Below are 18,558 nucleotides of genomic sequence, written 5' to 3' on the forward strand. Positions count from 1 at the left end.
TACTTCTTCATTATTCCCGCCTGGCAGCTCAACGAGGATTTAAGTATGAATCATCCGGCTTAGAAAATAAAACCAACGCCAAACTCAATTTGATCCGGCTCCGGAGCACCCGCAAAGTTTTTACGGAACTGATAGTTGGCTTTGAATACCACTGATTTTTTTGGCTGTGCATTAAAACCAATAGAGATTACCTGCAGGTCGTTCATGGCCAGGCCTTCATGAATGCCTTCCAAATCTTTATGAATACGTTGATGGGTATTCAGGCGTTCATAGCGGGCGAATAAGGGTAATTTCCATTCCCCGCTTGCACCAAAGTGAGGCAGGATGTCGTAAGCGGCCTGCAGGTAATAACCGTAAGTTTCTGCTCCCAATATTTGGCCATCAATATGGTATAATTGCTCGGTGCCCGTTAACCACCCTTTGGTGTACAGGCCGAATAGTTCCAAATTTCCAATATTATAGATACCGTGTGCCGAGAACATTCCCATTTGAGAATTCAAATGCTGGCCAGCGTAAGGGTTTTCATAGCTCTTCGCAAAGGTATACCCTTTAGAGGCATCGCCATAGTAACCGGAAAGTCCGATCAGGAAGTCATCCTCATCTCCATATTGCAATTTACCATTCAGCGCCCAGGAAGAAGGAACTTCAAACATATTATGGTTTCGTCCATTTCTGGCCCAGGTGCCGGAGGTGAAATTTGGTCCATTGAAACCATTGGTAAGTCCAAAGGCATATTCAAGATCCGGTAAGGCAAACCCATAAAATAGCACCCCCATTTCCATCCAGGCAGTAGGGATAATCAGTCGCTCAACTTCTGGTCGGTTCACGGTTTTAAAGCCAATAGGCTCGTCATTTTGGTTGACCCAACCAATTCCCATCGGATAGTTTCCCACACGGATATTGAATTGATTACTTAGCAGGAAGTCGACCACTAACTCATAGGCGAAATCTAATTCTCCCTCTCTGAATTGGTCGGTGATGTATTCGGTTTGCAATTCACCAACCATAATGATTTTATCAGTGAATTTATAGCCCAACCAGATGCCTGTTCTGAAAAGGTTGGAATAGTAAAGCTCCATGTCGCCCGAGCTTTTGTCTTTTTGTCCCTGAAAATTCACATAGTTGATTTCCCCGAAGCCACTTACCGTAAATTTACGCTCTGAAGTGAAGATTTTGGAAGAGGCATTCGCAAAGCCCGGTTGTTTCTCATAAGTAAGTTCTTCAAGGAATTTTTTTTCTTCAACGTGTTGATCTTGTCCGAAAACAGGGATATAGGCCATCAATAGGCTTAAAAAGCCCAGTAGAAATTGTTTTTTCATGTCTGATTTTTGCTGGGAAAACACTGTCTCCCATTGATAATTCGAAATTGAGGTGGAGGTGATGCATTCAAAAATTTCCTGTTTCCAGCCAATGGCATGCCTTGCCCTAAAGGGTTTGGGCGCAATAAATTAGGAGCCATGAATGAAAAAACAGCGTGGCCCTGTAGGAAAGTGAAATTTGAAGATGAAAGTTATTCCTCCCGGAAAAGGCATAGTGGCAGGTGTATTCTGATGCCTACCCTAAAACCAAAAAGGAAAAATCAGACCTGTTGAGGGGGAGGGGAAAGTTTTCCCGGATCCGGATCACTATACAGGGTCGCTAGAAAATCCGTTTGTTGACTTAATATGGGTTCTCCTATTTTGGGGCTTAAGTCAAATGGTTCTGTTACTTTTAGGCTTTTGACCACCTTGCCGTAAACCGTAGCAAATGGATTGTCCGGAAAGTGCTTGGACGTTTCTTCACCGAAAACCCAGCAGGCAAAAAGTTCTACAAAACTCTCTCGCTCATAAAGGGCATAGTAGTCTGAGTTTTTAATTTCCGGGCATAGCATGGCATCGTCTGCATCAATACTGAAGTTCAGTAGTATGATGGCAGTCGTTAGGCCAAAGAGGCGAATGCTGCGATATGTACGGAAAAAACTCAACATTTTTGCGGCTGCGAAAGTGCAAAATAATTATGAATATTCTAAGCCATTCTGAGCAAAAAGCTTTCCGATTTAGTAGATTCCATAGAATCTAACAGCATTCTAACTTGAGGTTAATAGTGGTCAGCATTTTGTCTTTCTACTTTTTACTCCAACTTTTCCTCTTGCCTTTATTTTTTGCAGATAATCGGGGATGAAAGGAACTTTACAAGCGGTTTCGCCCATATCTACTTTTACCTTTCCTATTTTTTTACCCATATCCATGGCGGATTCAAAGAGGCTTTTGCAATAAGTGCCCGCCGCAATGATGAACCCGTTTTGGGTATAAGCAACCCGATTTTGGAAAAGGTGCACTTCTCTGGCGGCTCTTTCCATTAATGATTGGATCAGTTCTAAGTCTATTGCTTCATCGGGCAACAGTGCAACATGGTGACTAAGAACAACCCATCCTGCTGCCTGAATATTTTCCTCTGCTCTCTCTATCCATTCCAAGGCTAATTTTAGCCCAAATGGACTTTCAGCAGCCAAAGGAGCAACCGCATATTCCGATAGATAATACCAATAGGCTTCTTTTGCCATTTTGTTCAATTCCAATTCCGTAACAGCATTGGGATCTGCTATCATACCAGCCAGGTACATGGCATCTGAATTTCCGCTAGCCCATAATGGCATGGCCAGGGCATGGTTGACTTTAATCTTTTTCTGTATTTTTTTGAGGTCTGCGACCTGTACACCAAAAAAGGGTTCTCTTGCGCCATGCTTTTTCAAAATATTTTTGGTGCTTTCATTTCCATGGCTTTTCAGACTCGCCATTACTTCATCAAAGGTCATTTTTGTTGGTTTTTAGTGATTGTTGGTTAAATTTCGGTCTTGTCTTGCGGAATTCCATATGATATTTTCAAATTTCTCTATCTTTGTAAAATGAGCATATTCTTCCTCCAAAAAAATGACTTGACCTTCCCGCCGGGGGAACTGGCTCATGATTCCGGCGTCCTGGCCATTGGTGGTGACTTATCTGTGGAGCGTCTTATTCAGGCCTATGGGCAGGGGATTTTTCCTTGGTTTGATCCCCATATGGAACCTATGTGGTGGTGCCCAGATCCACGGTGTGTCATTTATCCCGATCGGGTGAAGGTGACCAAGAGTATGCGGCAATTGCTTCGGGCAAAAAAGTTCCAGGTAACTTATGATCAGGCTTTTGATCAGGTTGTGGAAGGTTGCGAAATGGTTTACCGCCCGGATCAGGATGGTACCTGGATCAATGAAGAATATAAATCCTCCTTTTCCGTATTACACCAGAAAGGATTTACCCATTCCGTAGAAGTTTGGGAAGAAGCGGAATTAGTGGGCGGTTTATACGGTATGGCCATGGGTAAAGTGTTTTTCGGGGAATCCATGTTTGCCCGGCGTAGTAATGCTTCCAAATTTGGTTTTATTCATCTTTGTCACAATTTGGCAGAACGCGGATTTGAGTTTATTGACTGCCAATATCATAATGACCACTTATTTTCTTTGGGGGCAGAAATGGTTCCGCGCGATTATTTTCTCGAGATTGTTCGAGATAATGCCATTGATCATCTTGAGAAGGCGCAGGATTGGAATGAAATTCATCATGGAGCATTTGACTGGAATATCCAGTAGGCTCTCCGTGATCGCCTGAGTTCTTTCCCCTTATTTAACCTCCTATTTCTTTTTTTTCTAATTTAATTCCCTGCCTACAGTCAGGGAGCATATATGAAAAACACCTTTGATGCGCAGGAGCGCCTTATTTTGATTATTCTGGCCGCGGTAAGTTTTACCAATGTATTGGATTTTATGGTGATGATGCCCCTCGGTCACGAGCTTTCTGCCATCTTTGAACTCAGTACCACTCAATGGAGTACGGTCGTTTCGGCTTATACCTTTGCTGCGGCATTGTCTGGATTTGCTTCTATCTTTTATATTGATAAAGTTGGTCGAAAGCAGTTTTTAGTTTTTTTGTACATCGGATTTCTTATCGGTACCTCCCTATGCGCACTGGCGAATTCCTACCATCAGTTGGTGGCCGCTCGTGCCTTTACCGGAATTTTTGGTGGGGTTATAAATGCCTTGCTTTTCGCTATTGTTGGGGATATTGTCGCCCCGGAAAACCGAGGAAAGGGGATCGGTTGGCTGATGATGGGCTTTTCCTCTGCTTCTGCTTTGGGGGTGCCCTTTGGTTTGTATTTTGGGGTGAAGTATTCCTGGAGAGTGCCTTTTGTTGCCATAGTTGGCGTGGGCTTGAATTTGCTGGTATTGGTAATAAAATATATTCCCCGTTTGAGGGACCATATCGGTAAGCAGTCTGCCATCCCTGTTCACCGACAAATTTTGATGGCTGGGCAAAATAAAAACCAGCGCAACGCACTTATCGGTGCTTTTTTAATGTTTTCCGGGCACTTTTTTCTGATTCCATTTCTAGCGCCTTATATGGTGGTAAATGTAGGATTAGCGGAAACAGATCTGACCTGGGTTTATTTTTGCGGAGGAGTAATTACTGTGTTTAGTTCACCTTTTATCGGGAAAATGGCTGATCGCCATGGGAAATTTCCAGTATTTATGGTCTTAACTTTGGTGACTGTGATCCCAATGCTGGCCATTAGTAATTTGTCTGCAGTCCCTCTTTATGTGGTTTTGGCCATTACCACTCTTTTCTTTGTGGTCGGTGGTAGAAGTATACCCGCCAATGCTTTGGTTCTTGGTACGGCCAAACCAGAGCAGCGGGGGAGTTTCATGGGGATTCGGGCCGCTGTACAACAATTGGCCAGTGCTTCCGCTTCTTTTGCAGTAGGCTATGTGGTTACCCAAAATGTGGACGGGAGTTATGCGCATTATCCTTTGGCAGGTTTAATTGCCGTGGTGATTACCCTGAGCTCTATTTATTTTCTGAAAGAGGTGAAAAGTGAGTATTGAGATGGTGCGCTTGGCTTATCACCTTGGCCTTAGAAAAGGTCAATTCGTTTCGACCAAAGTTACTTGTACTATACTGGTGTTTAGGTAATGATTACATTTTTTAAGGGTGAAATGAATGAAGGAGATCAAATCGTAGGTGAAAAAAGGCGTGAATTGAAACGGTAAAATAAGATTATCAGCCTTTTGATTTCAACCACTTTTTCACTTCTCTTTCTTTAACATTTAGAATGTCAGCGATGGTTTTATAATCAAATCCTTTAGAGTACATATTTTGTGCAGTGAGAATTTGATTTTCTAGACGTCCTTCCTCTTTTCCTTCTTTATGTCCTTCCACTCGTCCCTCTTCACGAGCTTCATTTTTAGCATGTTGAATGGTGTTTTTGTAGTCTCCCATCTTCTCAAGGTTCATTTGATAATTTCTCGCTTACTTCGGGGTGATTTACCGATTTTTAAGGGGTTTGGTGTTATGATAATTGTATCGTATCGGGAGGAAAATGTTAATAGAGAAGGAGATCAAATTGCAGGTAAAAAAAGGTATGAATTGAATCAATCAAAATAAGATTTTTAGCCTTTTGATTTCAACCACTGTTTCACTTCTTTTTCTTTAACATTTAGAATGTCAGCGATGGTTTTATAATCAAACCCTTTTGAGTACATATTTTGTGCAGTGGAAATTTGATTTTCTACACGTCCTTCCACTCGTCCTTCCTCTCGTCCCTCTTCACGAGCTTCATTTTTAGCATGTTGAATGGTGTTTTTGTAGTCTCCCATCTTCTCAAGGTTCATTTGATAATTTCTCGCTTCCTTCGGAGGCAATTTAGCAATTTTTGCGCGTTCAAAGAAACGTTGGAAGACCCGGTCCCTGAGAGCAGGTGGTCTTTTGTCCAGTTTTGCCAGATTTTTTAGCAGGAAAAGCCATTTATCTTGTCTGCTTTGAAGTTCTTCAAGAGATTTGTTGAATTTTGGAACTTCTAAATAAATGAAATTGATTTTGTCAGTGATTGGCCTGCCGCTAATTGAATGCCTGATTTGAGCATAGTATATGAGTTGCCTTTTGGGGAAGGCTTTTTCCTTTAATTGGAATTGAAGGATGTTTATGGAATAAACCGTTTGTAATTCATAGTTCCAATCTGGACCTTTTTTTCCTTGTTCCTGCAAGAGAAAAGATAAATAGTAAATACTTCGATCAACGAGGAAGGTTTGCTTCGCGCGTTGTAATTCAATAATGAATTTTTTATTGTCCTGATTGGTGCAAAGCAGGTCAAAAATGGCTATTCGGTCTTCCTCGGTTCTTGGCAGATGTTCATTTTTACCATATTCCAGGCTATGAATTTGATCATGGGTTGGAAGAAATTGATTCAAAAAGTCCATTAGCGCCTCTTTACTTTCTTCTTCTCTAAAGAGTTTTTTAAAGCCAAAATCCGTGAAAGGGTCAATGAATACATCTTTAGGCATGATGTTTTTTTTTATTTCCCCAACCAGAGAAGGCTTGCGAAGTTTTGCGTGTATGATGATTCTCTGAGCGATTCGAAGTATGTTTTTCAGGTAAATTCAGTGAATTAAAAAGATCAGGAGCATTACCTATTATAGTAATGGTCCCGATCGTTTTTGTGGCCTTATTACATTGCCTTATGGGGTTAAAAGAAAAATAGGGTGGCCATGCCGAAATAAATCAATAGTCCTGTGATATCGACAATAGTAGTAATAGCCGGCGAAGCCACAACCGCGGGATCGCCACCAAATTTTTTCACCGTGAGGGGGAGTCCGGTTCCAATAATGGCAGAAGTAATGACTTGAGTGCCTAATGCCAGGGCAATTACACTTGCGATCTCTAGCAGGCTGAAACCCTCGGGTATGTTGGCGGCGCTGGAGAGAAATAAAACTTTGGCCATGGTCAATATAGCCAATAAAAGCGCCAGCATGGCTGATATTTTAATTTCTTTCCAAATTACCTTAACCCATTGTTTTAAGTTGATTTGGCCTAAAGCCATTGCCCGAATAACCACCGTAGCAGACTGAGAACCCGAATTTCCACCGGTGTCGGCCATCATTGGCATGTAGAGGGCGAGAATAATCATTTTCTCCAAGGCATCCTCAAAACGGTGAATGATCATACCCGAGATGATGCCCAAAGCGGCCAGGCCAACAATCCATACCACTCGTTTTTTGAAGTGTTGCAAGGTGGAGGTGTCAAAGTAATTTTCCGGATCTTCCTCCGGCATAATTCCCATGAATTTCTCCATGTCTTCCGTCTGCTCCTGACGGATCACCTCAATGGCTTCATCGTGGGTTACAATTCCGACTAACTGACCGAATTGATTCACCACCGGTAGTGCTACCAGGTCGTACATTTCAATTTTTTGGGCCACTAGCTCCCGGTCGTCACTTACTTCTGAAGCTACATAATTATGGTGCACCACCTCCTTAACCAAGGTTTCAGGAGTAGCCATGATCAAATCTTTCATGGTGAGAAACCCCTGCAAGCGCATATCCTGATCCACTGCGTAGATATAGTAAATCATCTTTTTGGAAGGCGCATCCCGACGTACTTTGTCAATGGCTTCGGCGCATGTCAGCTTTTCCATTACCGTGGCAAAGTCTGTGCTCATAATCCCTCCTGCAGTTTCCGCAGGGTATTTGGAAAGTTCCAGTACCTCCATTCTGACCTCTTTGTGTAAGAATGGGAGTAAATTGATTTGTTCTTCTGGCTCCAGTCGGCGATAGAATTCCATGCGCTCATTGGATTCCATAGCTTCAAAGATTTCCCCAAAGGTCATTTTTTCCGTTTGATGGAAAATCAATAGCTGTTCATCCTCCGGGAAATCTGCAAGAATATAGGCCCTTTGTTTAATAGAAAAGGCGTGGTAATAGGTGGGGATTAATTCATGAGGAAGGTCTTTAAGAATTGAAGCTACCTCTATGGTGGGCATTTCTTTCAGCTGCTCAATAATGTGATCCACATTTTGATGCTCAAGCAACTGGCTTAGCCATTGTTTTTTTTCGAATTTTGTCATTGCTATTCATTTTGCAGCGGCTGCTGCCGTATTACCATTACAATCTAGAGGTAATGGCTCTTCATGGAATAGCAGGACGGTGATGGAAGCGCGCTTCCTGGTGATTATCTTTTATTATTACAAACGCCGTCACCAAAGCGTCTTTGGTAAAACTAGCGTTGCGGGAGTTTGCACACGCACGAAAAGGCACGTAGCAAATCCCTCTGCTCAAAGCGGGCATTGCTAATCTCATGTCCTAATGTCTGTGAATGGGGCTCGGGCTCCATAATCTTTGTTTTGTTATACCAATAAACCTGTCAATGATAAAAAAGACCGACAGATCCTTATTTTTTACAAAGTTTCATAAATTTTCCCGAATATTAAAACCTCCTTTCCCTTAATTTTCTTTTATCGACCGAATTGTGCACTCCATTATTAACCAAATCCAACCAAATGGATTGTTGCAAATTTATTATGGGTGTTTTCCTAATTTTTTATAGTCCAATTTGGGGTAAGCATGCTTGTTCCTCATTCTTCTGCTCTCTTAGAAAATACTCGGAATATGGAAATTCCTTTATTTATCCCGCCTCACAGCTAAAGGAGATTTTTGGCAAACATGAGCCGGGTTAAGTATTTTCTATTTTGTGAAAATCTTTGAAAAAAAAGTATGTCCGGAAAAATCTGCTGTTCAGTTACTTGCTTGAGGTTGCTACATAATCCTGTCAAAAATCCTCGAGCAAGCCTTTGGAAAACCGTTTTAGTCCTTATATTTGCAATCCCAAATGACTGGCCCCGTAGTACAATGGATAGTACGTGGGTTTCCGGAGCCTAAGATCTTAGTTCGATTCTAAGCGGGGTCACAATTGGAATATCAAAACCTTCATCTCACCGGTGGAGGTTTTTTTTGTGCCATTTTCTTCAACGAATTGCGGGATGCTTTGCAGCAATGAGTGGTTTAGCCCCTTTATATCCTTTTTTAAATCATTGCTCATCCTTCGTTTGGATGAGAAAATATGAAAAAACCTTCAGGGTATTCTAAGGATACCAAAGTTGGCTGGGTGTTAATTTCATTTTTTATTATTTCCTTCCGGACTGCCTTTAGATTTGATCATTAATTTAATGCTGCTTTGTTGGATTCTGATGGTTCAATTTCTCACCTGAATTGATTATAGTCTTGATTTTTATCCTTTTCGAGGAGTCCCTTTGATTTTGAAAGTAAATCCCCTTATTATCAAAACTAGCATTTCGGTCTTAGGCCAATAAACGGGAATCCAAATTTTGAAGCATTTCGGGCTCTTCGTCGTAAGGATTGATAAAAACAAATTGCAATGACCGATTCATTAACTGTTTGCCTGCAAGAGATTGAAAATGCCATTCCCCAGGGAGATCTATTGGTGGAGGAGGTGTCTGCTGTATCCACTTACTGGCATCTGTCTCATAGTATGTTGGTGATCATGGGCATTGTAAGGGTGCTGGAACACTCGAAGGCGGATCAATACCGATTAGCTTTAAACCTGAAGTGGTGGTTTATCCGGCTTCGCGGGAGTATTCCAAGAGGTAGAGGGCAGTCACCGAAAATGGTCAGGCCTGAGGGAGAGATCGGTGTTTCCCGATTGGAAGAGCAGCTCGTTCAATGTCAAAAAGCATTGTTGTTATTGGATAGTTTGCCTTCCAGGGCTCATTTCAGGCATCCATATTTTGGTGTATTGAATAAGGAGGAAAGTATTCGTTTCATGACAATTCATAGCCGTCATCATTTAAGTATTGTGCAGGATATTCAGCAGTCAAAAGGGCGTGTGACAAAATAAAAGAGCCGCAATTGCTTACGACCCTTTGGTGATTTTATTCAAGATATGGTTTAAAACCATCCAGCTGTCTGCAAATTCAAATTATGGGAAGTGATTTTGGATAATTTCTCAATAATGGCCCTGCTATTCTCTCAGAATATTCGGGCATCGCCTCTTCAATAATCAAATTTTCGCTATGGATTTGAACTTTTTCCAGGCTTTGCCTAAACGTTTTCTGTTTTGCTGACCGCTGCCTGAATGGTTTCTATGCCTGATTGGAAAAACTTAAAAACTTCTTTGGGCTGATGGCTTTCCTGATTCAGAAATACATCCACCGGGCAAATAATGCCCTGCATACCTTCTTTCACCCATTGACCATACAGGGGAGAACGATTCGGGATTTCTAGTTCTTTGCCCTCTCCGAAGTAGTTGATATAGCCGTATGGGTGAGGGGAAAGGCTATCCGGAATGGCGAGGCCGAAACCAATACTTTCGGTAATATTTCCCTGCTCATCCTGATTTAAAATAATATAATTCCCTAAATCGAAATGGTGTGGCCAAACCCTGGTTTTGCCATGTTGGGTATGGCCCTCCAATATAGATTCCATTGCATCATTAAACTGATCGATTAATAATCCCCACTGTGCCAGCCATCGGTGATCCGGGGAAATAAAAGCCTCTTCCTGGGCTTTAGGGTAAGGGATTTCATAAGGAAGTGCTGTTTCCAGTGGTGTTTTCCTGATTTTCCAATAGGCCAGGCGATCATTCATCCATTGTAAGATTTCTGTCGGTGTCCAGCCTTCGGTAGGTTGTAAAACCTCTTTTTTGTCACAACTGATACCCAGTAGGCCTTCATTGATTTGCAAAAACATTCGGGCACGTGGGTCTGTATTGGAGCCTTGTGTGTAAAGACGTCCGCGGTCTTCATCCCAAAGAAAGTTGGTGTGACTGGTGTCTTCTTTAGCATTTACCAACTGGTTCGCGAAGATGGCCATAAACTGAGAGCACTGGTGCAGGTAAGTAATGGCGGCGTTAAAGTTTTCGGTATTGGTTTTTATTTCCATTGTTATTGATTAGGGTTGATACCTCCATAAGCAATGCCGGTAAGGTGGTGCATCTCCCGGTCGAAGGTGGTTAAATCATGGTGGTTAAAAGCATTAATGTCAGCATACCCGCAGGCCCGGCTGATCACCTTGAGCAGCGATTGAGTACCCGTGAGATAATTGTATAACTGTTGAGCGGACTTTTCGATTTGCAATCGGGCTCTTAAATGATCTTTTTGTGTGGCAATACCCACAGGGCAATTATTGGTGTTGCAGGCGCGCATGCCCAGACAGCCAATGGCTTGTAAGGCTGCATTGGAAATGGCCACTGCATCAGCACCCAGCATCAGGGCCTTAGCAAAGTCTTCTGGCAAGCGTAAGCCTCCGGTAACGATCAGACTAACGGACTTTGCTCCTCTTAAATCCAAATGCTTTCTTGCCCTGGCCAGCGCCGGGATAGTCGGCACATTAATATTATCTCGTAAAATAAGCGGTGCTGCTCCGGTTCCCCCGCCACGACCATCCAAAATGATATAATCCACCTCTATGGCGAGTGCAAAATCAATATCTGCTTCTAAATGGGCTGCTGACATCTTTACTCCTACCGGAATGCCTCCGGTCTTGTACCGTACTTCGGTGGCAAAGGCTTTAAAGTCTTCCACCGTGACCAAATCCGGAAAAGTGGCAGGCGATACGGCATCTTCCCCTTCCTTTAGTCCGCGAACTTCTGCAATTTCCGACGTCACTTTATTGCCGGGTAAATGGCCACCGGTGCCAGTTTTGGCACCTTGCCCGGCTTTAAAATGGAAGGCCTGACATTTCTTTACTTTTTCCCAGCTGAAGCCAAATTTGGCCGAAGCCAGTTCATAGAAATAATGTCCGTTATTTTCCTGCTCCTCGGGAAGCATTCCACCCTCGCCGGAACAAATTCCGGTGCCGGCCATTTCGGCTCCTCTGGCCAGTGCTATTTTCGCTTCCTTGCTCAGGGCGCCAAAGCTCATGTCTGAAATGAAAACCGGCATGGACAGCTTTAAAGGTAAGTCTGCTCCGGGGCCAATGCTGACGGTCGTATTCACCACCGCATCATCAAATAATGGGCGTTTGTGTAATTGGGCAGGTAAAAATTGTATACTAGACCATTTGGGCAAATTATCCCGCTCCACTCCCATAGCGGCAGCTTCTCCGTGTTGGTGGTGCAGCCCGCCTCTTGCCAGGGACTGAATTTGTCGGGTAAAAGGTTCTGGAGCTTCCGGATTCGTATCTGCATATTGTCCTAAATATACATCCCGGTCAAAGGGCTGGGGGTGTTCCTTCAAGTAGGCTTCAATTTCTGCCGAAGACACTTTCAGCCAGCCCTCTTCTATTTTGTGATGAAACTTGTGAAGGGCTTCGGAATTGTTGTATTCTGATACTCCCGTATCAATCCGGTAGTCCCAGTAATGCAGTCCGCAAATCAAATTATGCCCTTCCAAATGCCCGTCCGCGAGTAGTGCGCCGCGATGAAGGCACCGGCCATAGAGGACGGAAATCATTTCCTGATCTTTAATGATCACTAGGTCTAGGCCTAAATGTTGGGCTCCAACGGGTTGGCGTTCGGGAAGGTCTTTAATTTCAAGGAGTTGGTGGTCGCAAGGATAGCTTTGTAGTCTCATAATTTTATTTACGGAATAATACTATTAACAACCGTAAATTGAATTTTTCTTTCGCTAGCCCACTTTTTTTTTGATTCTCCCCTGTGTCAGTGGTTGACTTGGATGGTTTTTCTGTGTTCCTCCGGAAAATATGGATATAAAAAAAGCCCGAACAACAGCTCGGGCTTCAATTTTTTTGGGAAGTGGCTAATTACTCAGCGATCACTTCGAAAGCAACTTCGTGCTTCACTTCTTTGTGAAGATCGATAGATGCAGTGTACTCACCAACGAATTTCACTTCACCGTTGATAGAGATTTGCTTACGATCTACATCGTAACCTTTTTCTTTCAACAATGCAGAGATTTGCGTAGTAGTCACAGAACCGAAGATCTTACCGTTGTCACCTGCTTTAGTAGCGATAGTCAACTTAGTATCACCGATGTTCGCTGCAAGAGCTTCTGCATCAGCTTTAACCTTCTCTGCTTTGTGAGCAGCTTGCTTAATGTTTTCTGCAATCATCTTCTTGTTAGAAGTGTTTGCGATGATCGCGAACCCTTGAGGAATCAAGTAGTTACGACCGTATCCAGGCTTAACGTCAACGATGTCATTTTTGTAGCCTAGACCTTTGATATTTTCTTTAAGGATAATTTCCATTTCAAATACAGGTTTTTAAAAACTACAAATCTTATTTCAATGAATCAGTTACGTATGGCAACAACGCCAAGTGACGTGCGCGCTTAACCGCCTGAGAAACTTTTTTCTGGAATTTTACTGAAGTACCAGTGATACGACGAGGCAAGATTTTACCTTGATCGTTCACAAACTTCAATAGGAAGTTGGCATCTTTGTAGTCGATGTACTTGATACCATTTTTCTTGAATCGGCAATATTTTTTGCGATTCTCGTTACGATTTACTGGTTCGTTAATCAATGTCATGACTTAGCCTTCTTTAGTTTCAGTAGTTTCTTTCTTTTTGTTGAACTCGCCTTTACGACGCTTCTCGTTGTATTCAACGGCAGCTGGCTCTAAAGCAGTAGTCAAGAAACGCAAAACGCGATCATCACGACGGAACTCAGTTTCCAAAGCATCAACGATAGTTGCAGAAGCTTTGAATTCTACTAGTGAATAGAAACCAGTCTTTTTCGCTTGGATAGGGTAAGCTAATTTGCGAAGACCCCACTCCTCACGGTTGATGATTTCTGCATCATTGGACTTCAAAATGTCCTCAAATTTGGTAACGGCTTCCTTCATCTGCTCATCAGACAAAACGGGAGTTAAAATGAAAACCGTTTCGTAATTTTTAAGTTGCATTGTGCTAAAACTTTAAATTAAGATTATCGAAAGACTTTTCTTTCGGCCTGCAAATATAGGGTATATACTTTAGAAACAAAAGCGAGACTTCTAAATTTCAAAAGATTATGCCCCCGGATTGCCAGCGAGGGGTAAAAAGAAAAAATCCTGCCAGTTTTTTAACCAGCAGGACTTTTGGGAGGTTTTTCCCTCTATTAATAAATAAGGATGCTTATCGCACCGAAAATGGTATTTCGCCCATTTTGTAGTCATCGGTGAATACTTCCAGTATGTATTTTCCCTTATCATATTCACTGCCTTTGTCGTAAACGAAAGTCAGGCTTTGCTTGGAGTTATCGAAAAGGATGTTTTGCTTTTCGGTGTAAAAGGTCTCGCGGCCATTGTACATAAAAGTACCCCCACCTTTAGAGACATCAAAAAGAACGTTGTCATTCTCGTCGATCAGGCGGATCATGATATCACGGCCACCCACAGGAGCTACTTTATTTTCCGCAATTTGGAAGCTTACCTTCAGCTTGTCCAAATGGCGCTGGCGGAATTCGCTGCCTTCACGTTCTTTGCCATTATCACTGACCGCAAATACTTCCAGGTCTTTTGTTTTTAAACGGGATGCGAATGCGACTTTATCATTCAATTTTTCTCTTTCTGCATTCAGGTTTTTGATATTGCGGTTCAGCTCGTTTTTCTCTTCTTTCAGCTCCACATTTTCCGTCACCAGCTGGTCATTAATTTGCTTGAGCTTGGCAATTTCCTTTTCCTTGCGCAGCAGCAACTCACGATAGCCTTCTGCTTTATTTTGGAATTCCATCAATTGGCGGGTGGTCACGGAATTTTTGTTTTCCAGCGTAGACTTCTCTTCTTCTAATTGGGCACGGATGGCTTGCAAATCCTCCACGTTTCCTCCCAGCTCCTGAATCTCGGCAATTTTATTGTCCAGGTCAGCCTGAAGCACCTCTACATTTTTCTGAGATTGCGCCAGTTCTTCCTGTGAAACAGTGTTCACTTTGTGAAGGTAAAAAATGTATCCCAGGCTCGCGACTAATAGCACCGCCAGGACAATAACTACGGGCATTAGATTGGCCCCTCCCTTTTTTTCTTCGGACATAATGGTATTCTCTAAATCGTTTGACACAAAAATATAAAGGCCGCATTAAAATTCAATAGGATACATGAATTGGCCGCAAAATAATTACCACCATCGAAACTCCATCCGATAGCTTTTGGGGTTTTGGCGGGGGGAAAAGCTGAGGATACCGAATCGGTAATAATCAAAAGCACAATGGACTTTGGGGTGCGCCTTAATTTCCTCCCAGGCCTGGGTCATGGCTTTGGAATAATACAGGTCGTCAAAAATCAGTAAGCTGTCCTCGTGCAGGAAGGGAAGTAGTTGTTCAAAGTACCGCATGGTGGCAGCATAGGTATGATTGGCATCTATAAAGGCGATATCAATTTTGGCTTGTTTTTCTGTCAGCCATTGCGGAAGGCTTTCATCTATATTGCCAGGAATGAGTTGAATGTTGTGAATTTGAAGTTTTTCCCAATTTTTTTGAGCGATTTGCCCAATCTCAGGAATGCCTTCAAAAGTATAAAGCTGACGGTCGGCATTTTGTGCTAAATAGGCTGCATTTATACCCAGGCTGGTGCCTAGTTCCAATACGGTTTTAGCTTTTCGCCAATCCAGCAGTCTTCGGAAGAAAACCGACATGCGAAAAGAAGACAAGCTGCTCTGCGCAATCTTTTGAATGCTGGTGGTTCTATGACCAGATTTGGCGCCTAAGTCATGAAAGCTAATGAGAGTAGGGTCCTGTAATAATTGTTTTCGAATCTGTTCAATGGCAGGTTGGGCAGGCAATGGCTTTCCTTGCGTCTGTTCAAAAAGCCGAAAGGCGAAGCTCCCTTGCAGGGAGTGGCGATCTACTGCTAATAAAAAATGCCGGATGAAATGTAATGCGGAATGTAATGACATAAAAAAAGCCTAATTGCGGTGCAAATTAGGCAAAAAGGCCGCCTCCTACAAATCTCATTAACTTGTTAAATTGGTAGCTGCAAATGTCCATTCCCACTCATTCCTGTAGCAAACCATTCTCTTTTATTTCCGAACCATGGTGTCATTCGTGGCAAAAATCTCGGCCCTACAAATACTAACAATAGGGCGTAGCAAATTGCCTGTTTGAAGTTAGATTCAAGTCAGTCAAAAATAAAAAAGAACCGGTGGAATATTTAATATAATGTATTGATTGCCCGATTTAGCTTATTACAAAAAATCCTGGGCCTCACTTAATACCATGGAAACACACTTCCCAAACTTCCTTCGAGATAATCCGGGGAATTCGTGCTTTCAAACTTTTTACTCCAATTTTATCTAATTCATCCTGAAAGGCACCATCATATTGAATTCCGGTATGGCAACGTCAAAACGCTTGCCATCCAGTTGCCTTTCCATATTGTATTTCCCGAGCATTTTTCCAATGCCGGTTTTAAGGTTGCATCCGGAGACGTATTTATGCACTGCGCCAGGCTCCAGTACAGGTTGCTGGCCTACCACACCATCACCATCCACTTCTCTTTTTTGTCCGTTACTGTCGTGAATTTCCCAATGACGGCTCATCAACTGGATGGTGTATTCACTTTGATTTTCTATAGAGATACGATAGGTGAAGACATAGTGATGCTGGATAGGACTGGAGTAGTCGGGCTGATATTCCGTTTCAACGGTAACTTTTATTCCGTGGGTGATTTCTGTAACCATAGTTCCTATTCCGTTTACTGATTCCGTGGCTGATGCACTTTTCTATAACGGCGAAGATTGTTCATGGTTTAATCTTCATACCTTACACTTGGCATTATTAGCCCATTTTCAATAAATCCGTTGTATTTAAGGATAAAATGAGTCCAAAGTGAAAAGAAGAGGTGCGTTGCAGCTAAAATGGTTTTCCTTCATTTCCAATAATTTATTAAAAAGAAACAGGAAATGGTAATGTCATTATTGTTTTTTTGGAAATAAAAAAGCCGATTCCTGTACGAAATCGGCTTTATGTTATATTTTCCTGAAATTAGTCGATCATTCTAAGGATTCGGTCAAAACGCCACTTTTCCATACCTGAGGCGGTAGGATCCATGGACCAGAAAGTGAAGTATGCTTTACCCACAATATGATCCATTGGGACAAAGCCCCAGAAGCGAGAATCTTCAGAATTGTGACGGTTATCTCCCATCATGAAATAGTAATTCTGCTTGAAGGTATATTCATTGATTTTCTGCCCATCCATGAAAAGTTCATCCCCTTTGATTTCTACATTTTCATTGTGTTCGTAATTTTTGATCACGGCGCCATAGCGTTTGACATTATCCGCATCTAATTGGACGGTCATATCTTTGGCCGGAATGGTCAGTGGGCCCCACCAGTCCGCATTCCATGGAAAGCGAGTGGCGTCCGGGTAAATGCGAGATTCCGCATCGTCTTTATTTTTCTTCAGGATGACTACATCCTCAATGAAGGGAAGGGCACGCATTTTTTCAGCAGTGATATTGGTCAAATCGGCCAAAAATCCGCCTCTCACGCGAATGACGTCCGCTACATTCACATTGTGCTCTCGCCAAACTCTTTCCTGTACGGTTTCATTGGTTTTGATGTAATACTTGAATTGCATCTCCGCAGGGTTTTCAATCGGCTGTCCGTTGATGTAAACCTGGGTGTCTTTTATTTCGATGCTTTCCCCGGGTAAACCAATGCATCGCTTGATGTAGTTGGTCTTGAGGTCTACCGGATACTGAAACTCCGTAGGGAAATTAAATACCACGACATCATTTCTTTTTACTTCAGAGAAACCCGGCAGTCGATATTGCGGAAGTTGAATCTTATCCGAATAAGATGGAATGTCCGTTCCCCAAATCTTTTGGTGGGTTAAAGGCACCTGTAAGGGCGTAGCGGCAGTTCGCGCGCCATAGTGCATTTTACTCACAAATAAAAAGTCGCCTACCAACAAGGAATGCTCCATGGATGGGGTAGGGATGGTGAAGGCTTCCATGAATAACCATCGGATAAAAGTTGCGGCAATAACCGCAAATACGATGGCATCTGCCCATTCTCTAAAAAATGATTTTTTCTTTTTGGTCTTTTCCACTTTGTCCTTATTCGTCAGGATTTCCATATGGTGTAAAATTATAATTTCAAGAAGTCATCCATGCTGCACACTCCCTTTTGTTTTGGTAACCATTCGGCCACTAAAACAGCGCCCAGGGCAAAGCCTTTTCTGCTATGAGCGGTGTGTTTGATCTCAATATCGTCCACTTCCGAACGGTAGTGTACGCTATGAGTGCCCGGAACTTCTGCTTCACGCAAAGAGATAATGTCTAATTCTTCCGCCTTTTCGGAGGATTCATTGACCCATTTGGCTTTGCGTTCTACATTATCCAAAACGCCTTCAGCAAGCGTAATGGCTGTTCCGGAAGGAGCATCCAGCTTTTCAGTATGGTGAATTTCCACCATGTCCACCTCATATTCTTTCTGAGGATTCATCAATTTAGCTAAAAACTCATTGACTTTGAAAAACAGATTTACTCCGATGCTATAATTGGATGCATAAAAAAACGTGCCATTTTGTTCGGCTACCAATTGCTCCAGCTCAGGAAGCTTGTCCAACCAGCCCGTAGTGCCGGAAAGTACCGGAATACCATTTTTGATACAGGTGGTCAGGTTATCATAAGCGACAGCAGGCATGGAGAATTCAATGGCGACATCCACGGTGTCCCCATTCAAATTGGCCAGGTCTGCTGCATTATCTTTGTCAATTTTAGCCACGATTTCGTGTCCACGGTCCAGGGCAATCTGCTCGATGATTTTACCCATTTTTCCGTATCCTAAAAGTGCGATTTTCATAATAATAAAGGTGTTTTA

At 42.6% G+C, this 18,558-nt stretch carries 19 protein-coding genes and 1 tRNA gene; 4 read left to right on the forward strand and 16 right to left on the reverse strand.

All coding sequences use genetic code 11. From position 1 onward, the window contains the following. Positions 1-59: 59 nt before the first annotated feature. From AAA970_RS04710 to AAA970_RS04720, 3 genes are all read right to left on the reverse strand, one after another. Positions 60-1,319: a porin family protein gene (locus AAA970_RS04710; RefSeq protein WP_338236145.1), complete on the reverse strand. Its 1,260-nt coding sequence runs from the start codon at positions 1,317-1,319 to the stop codon at positions 60-62. A 260-nt stretch (positions 1,320-1,579) separates the two neighbouring features. After that, positions 1,580-1,966 carry a hypothetical protein gene (locus AAA970_RS04715; RefSeq protein ID WP_338236146.1) on the reverse strand — a complete coding sequence of 129 codons (387 nt, stop codon included), beginning with the start codon at positions 1,964-1,966 and terminating at the stop codon, positions 1,580-1,582. Between the two features lie 120 nt (positions 1,967-2,086). After that, on the reverse strand, positions 2,087-2,794 hold the full coding sequence (locus AAA970_RS04720; protein WP_338236147.1) for a DNA alkylation repair protein: 708 nt from the start codon (positions 2,792-2,794) through the stop codon (positions 2,087-2,089). A gap of 90 nt (positions 2,795-2,884) precedes the next feature. On the opposite strand from AAA970_RS04720, the gene aat reads away from it, so the two are divergent. Next, positions 2,885-3,604 carry a leucyl/phenylalanyl-tRNA--protein transferase gene (gene aat / locus AAA970_RS04725; protein ID WP_338236148.1) on the forward strand — a complete coding sequence of 240 codons (720 nt, stop codon included), beginning with the start codon at positions 2,885-2,887 and terminating at the stop codon, positions 3,602-3,604. 93 nt (positions 3,605-3,697) lie between these two features. Then, complete coding sequence (locus AAA970_RS04730) at positions 3,698-4,894, forward strand: MFS transporter (RefSeq protein WP_338236149.1); 1,197 nt, start codon at positions 3,698-3,700, stop codon at positions 4,892-4,894. A gap of 175 nt (positions 4,895-5,069) precedes the next feature. Here the strand turns inward: AAA970_RS04730 and AAA970_RS04735 are convergent, their stop codons facing one another. The 3 genes from AAA970_RS04735 to mgtE all read right to left on the reverse strand — a co-directional run bounded on the left by AAA970_RS04735 (position 5,070) and on the right by mgtE (position 7,908). After that, on the reverse strand, positions 5,070-5,288 hold the full coding sequence (locus tag AAA970_RS04735) for a hypothetical protein (protein WP_338236150.1): 219 nt from the start codon (positions 5,286-5,288) through the stop codon (positions 5,070-5,072). Between the two features lie 170 nt (positions 5,289-5,458). After that, positions 5,459-6,349 (reverse strand): Rpn family recombination-promoting nuclease/putative transposase, encoded by an 891-nt coding sequence (locus tag AAA970_RS04740; RefSeq protein WP_338236151.1) that lies wholly within the window; start codon positions 6,347-6,349, stop codon positions 5,459-5,461. 182 nt (positions 6,350-6,531) lie between these two features. Further along, positions 6,532-7,908: a magnesium transporter gene (gene mgtE, locus AAA970_RS04745; protein ID WP_338236152.1), complete on the reverse strand. Its 1,377-nt coding sequence runs from the start codon at positions 7,906-7,908 to the stop codon at positions 6,532-6,534. A 767-nt stretch (positions 7,909-8,675) separates the two neighbouring features. Here mgtE and AAA970_RS04750 point away from each other — a divergent pair. After that, positions 8,676-8,747, forward strand: a tRNA-Arg gene (locus AAA970_RS04750). Positions 8,748-9,215: 468 nt separating this feature from the next. Then, positions 9,216-9,695 carry a hypothetical protein gene (locus tag AAA970_RS04755; protein ID WP_338236153.1) on the forward strand — a complete coding sequence of 160 codons (480 nt, stop codon included), beginning with the start codon at positions 9,216-9,218 and terminating at the stop codon, positions 9,693-9,695. 203 nt (positions 9,696-9,898) lie between these two features. On the opposite strand, the gene AAA970_RS04760 is transcribed toward AAA970_RS04755, so the two are convergent. The 10 genes from AAA970_RS04760 to dapB form a co-directional block, all read right to left on the reverse strand. Then, positions 9,899-10,738: a hypothetical protein gene (locus tag AAA970_RS04760; RefSeq protein ID WP_053404294.1), complete on the reverse strand. Its 840-nt coding sequence runs from the start codon at positions 10,736-10,738 to the stop codon at positions 9,899-9,901. Positions 10,739-10,740: 2 nt separating this feature from the next. Then, on the reverse strand, positions 10,741-12,369 hold the full coding sequence (locus AAA970_RS04765) for a glutamate synthase-related protein (RefSeq protein ID WP_338236154.1): 1,629 nt from the start codon (positions 12,367-12,369) through the stop codon (positions 10,741-10,743). 190 nt (positions 12,370-12,559) lie between these two features. Next, on the reverse strand, positions 12,560-13,003 hold the full coding sequence (rplI, locus tag AAA970_RS04770) for a 50S ribosomal protein L9 (protein ID WP_338236155.1): 444 nt from the start codon (positions 13,001-13,003) through the stop codon (positions 12,560-12,562). 31 nt (positions 13,004-13,034) lie between these two features. Continuing rightward, positions 13,035-13,286 carry a 30S ribosomal protein S18 gene (gene rpsR, locus AAA970_RS04775; protein WP_071932170.1) on the reverse strand — a complete coding sequence of 84 codons (252 nt, stop codon included), beginning with the start codon at positions 13,284-13,286 and terminating at the stop codon, positions 13,035-13,037. 3 nt (positions 13,287-13,289) lie between these two features. Then, positions 13,290-13,661 (reverse strand): 30S ribosomal protein S6, encoded by a 372-nt coding sequence (gene rpsF, locus AAA970_RS04780; RefSeq protein WP_053404297.1) that lies wholly within the window; start codon positions 13,659-13,661, stop codon positions 13,290-13,292. A 211-nt stretch (positions 13,662-13,872) separates the two neighbouring features. Next, positions 13,873-14,793 (reverse strand): chromosome segregation protein SMC, encoded by a 921-nt coding sequence (locus AAA970_RS04785; protein ID WP_338236156.1) that lies wholly within the window; start codon positions 14,791-14,793, stop codon positions 13,873-13,875. Between the two features lie 57 nt (positions 14,794-14,850). Then, positions 14,851-15,627 (reverse strand): O-methyltransferase, encoded by a 777-nt coding sequence (locus AAA970_RS04790; RefSeq protein ID WP_338236157.1) that lies wholly within the window; start codon positions 15,625-15,627, stop codon positions 14,851-14,853. Between the two features lie 396 nt (positions 15,628-16,023). After that, positions 16,024-16,410, reverse strand: coding sequence for a Co2+/Mg2+ efflux protein ApaG (gene apaG / locus AAA970_RS04795; protein WP_053404300.1), 387 nt, complete (start codon positions 16,408-16,410; stop codon positions 16,024-16,026). A 304-nt stretch (positions 16,411-16,714) separates the two neighbouring features. After that, positions 16,715-17,812 carry a signal peptidase I gene (lepB, locus tag AAA970_RS04800; RefSeq protein WP_338236158.1) on the reverse strand — a complete coding sequence of 366 codons (1,098 nt, stop codon included), beginning with the start codon at positions 17,810-17,812 and terminating at the stop codon, positions 16,715-16,717. Positions 17,813-17,823: 11 nt separating this feature from the next. Next, positions 17,824-18,540, reverse strand: a complete 717-nt coding sequence (dapB, locus tag AAA970_RS04805; RefSeq protein WP_338236159.1) for a 4-hydroxy-tetrahydrodipicolinate reductase — start codon at positions 18,538-18,540, stop codon at positions 17,824-17,826. Positions 18,541-18,558: the final 18 nt, after the last annotated feature.

This window comes from Persicobacter diffluens, assembly GCF_036244895.1.
Taxonomy (GTDB): domain Bacteria; phylum Bacteroidota; class Bacteroidia; order Cytophagales; family Cyclobacteriaceae; genus Persicobacter; species Persicobacter diffluens.

Bases quoted from the DNA above. Each gene is read 5' to 3' on its own strand.
- AAA970_RS04710 (WP_338236145.1), bottom strand. From the start codon at position 1,319: ATGAAAAAACAATTTCTACTGGGCTTTTTAAGCCTATTGATGGCCTAT.
- AAA970_RS04715 (WP_338236146.1), bottom strand. From the start codon at position 1,966: ATGTTGAGTTTTTTCCGTACATATCGCAGCATTCGCCTCTTTGGCCTA.
- AAA970_RS04720 (WP_338236147.1), bottom strand. From the start codon at position 2,794: ATGACCTTTGATGAAGTAATGGCGAGTCTGAAAAGCCATGGAAATGAA.
- aat (WP_338236148.1), top strand. From the start codon at position 2,885: ATGAGCATATTCTTCCTCCAAAAAAATGACTTGACCTTCCCGCCGGGG.
- AAA970_RS04730 (WP_338236149.1), top strand. From the start codon at position 3,698: ATGAAAAACACCTTTGATGCGCAGGAGCGCCTTATTTTGATTATTCTG.
- AAA970_RS04735 (WP_338236150.1), bottom strand. From the start codon at position 5,288: ATGGGAGACTACAAAAACACCATTCAACATGCTAAAAATGAAGCTCGT.
- AAA970_RS04740 (WP_338236151.1), bottom strand. From the start codon at position 6,349: ATGCCTAAAGATGTATTCATTGACCCTTTCACGGATTTTGGCTTTAAA.
- mgtE (WP_338236152.1), bottom strand. From the start codon at position 7,908: ATGACAAAATTCGAAAAAAAACAATGGCTAAGCCAGTTGCTTGAGCAT.
- AAA970_RS04755 (WP_338236153.1), top strand. From the start codon at position 9,216: ATGACCGATTCATTAACTGTTTGCCTGCAAGAGATTGAAAATGCCATT.
- AAA970_RS04760 (WP_053404294.1), bottom strand. From the start codon at position 10,738: ATGGAAATAAAAACCAATACCGAAAACTTTAACGCCGCCATTACTTAC.
- AAA970_RS04765 (WP_338236154.1), bottom strand. From the start codon at position 12,369: ATGAGACTACAAAGCTATCCTTGCGACCACCAACTCCTTGAAATTAAA.
- rplI (WP_338236155.1), bottom strand. From the start codon at position 13,003: ATGGAAATTATCCTTAAAGAAAATATCAAAGGTCTAGGCTACAAAAAT.
- rpsR (WP_071932170.1), bottom strand. From the start codon at position 13,286: ATGACATTGATTAACGAACCAGTAAATCGTAACGAGAATCGCAAAAAA.
- rpsF (WP_053404297.1), bottom strand. From the start codon at position 13,661: ATGCAACTTAAAAATTACGAAACGGTTTTCATTTTAACTCCCGTTTTG.
- AAA970_RS04790 (WP_338236157.1), bottom strand. From the start codon at position 15,627: ATGTCATTACATTCCGCATTACATTTCATCCGGCATTTTTTATTAGCA.
- apaG (WP_053404300.1), bottom strand. From the start codon at position 16,410: ATGGTTACAGAAATCACCCACGGAATAAAAGTTACCGTTGAAACGGAA.
- lepB (WP_338236158.1), bottom strand. From the start codon at position 17,812: ATGGAAATCCTGACGAATAAGGACAAAGTGGAAAAGACCAAAAAGAAA.
- dapB (WP_338236159.1), bottom strand. From the start codon at position 18,540: ATGAAAATCGCACTTTTAGGATACGGAAAAATGGGTAAAATCATCGAG.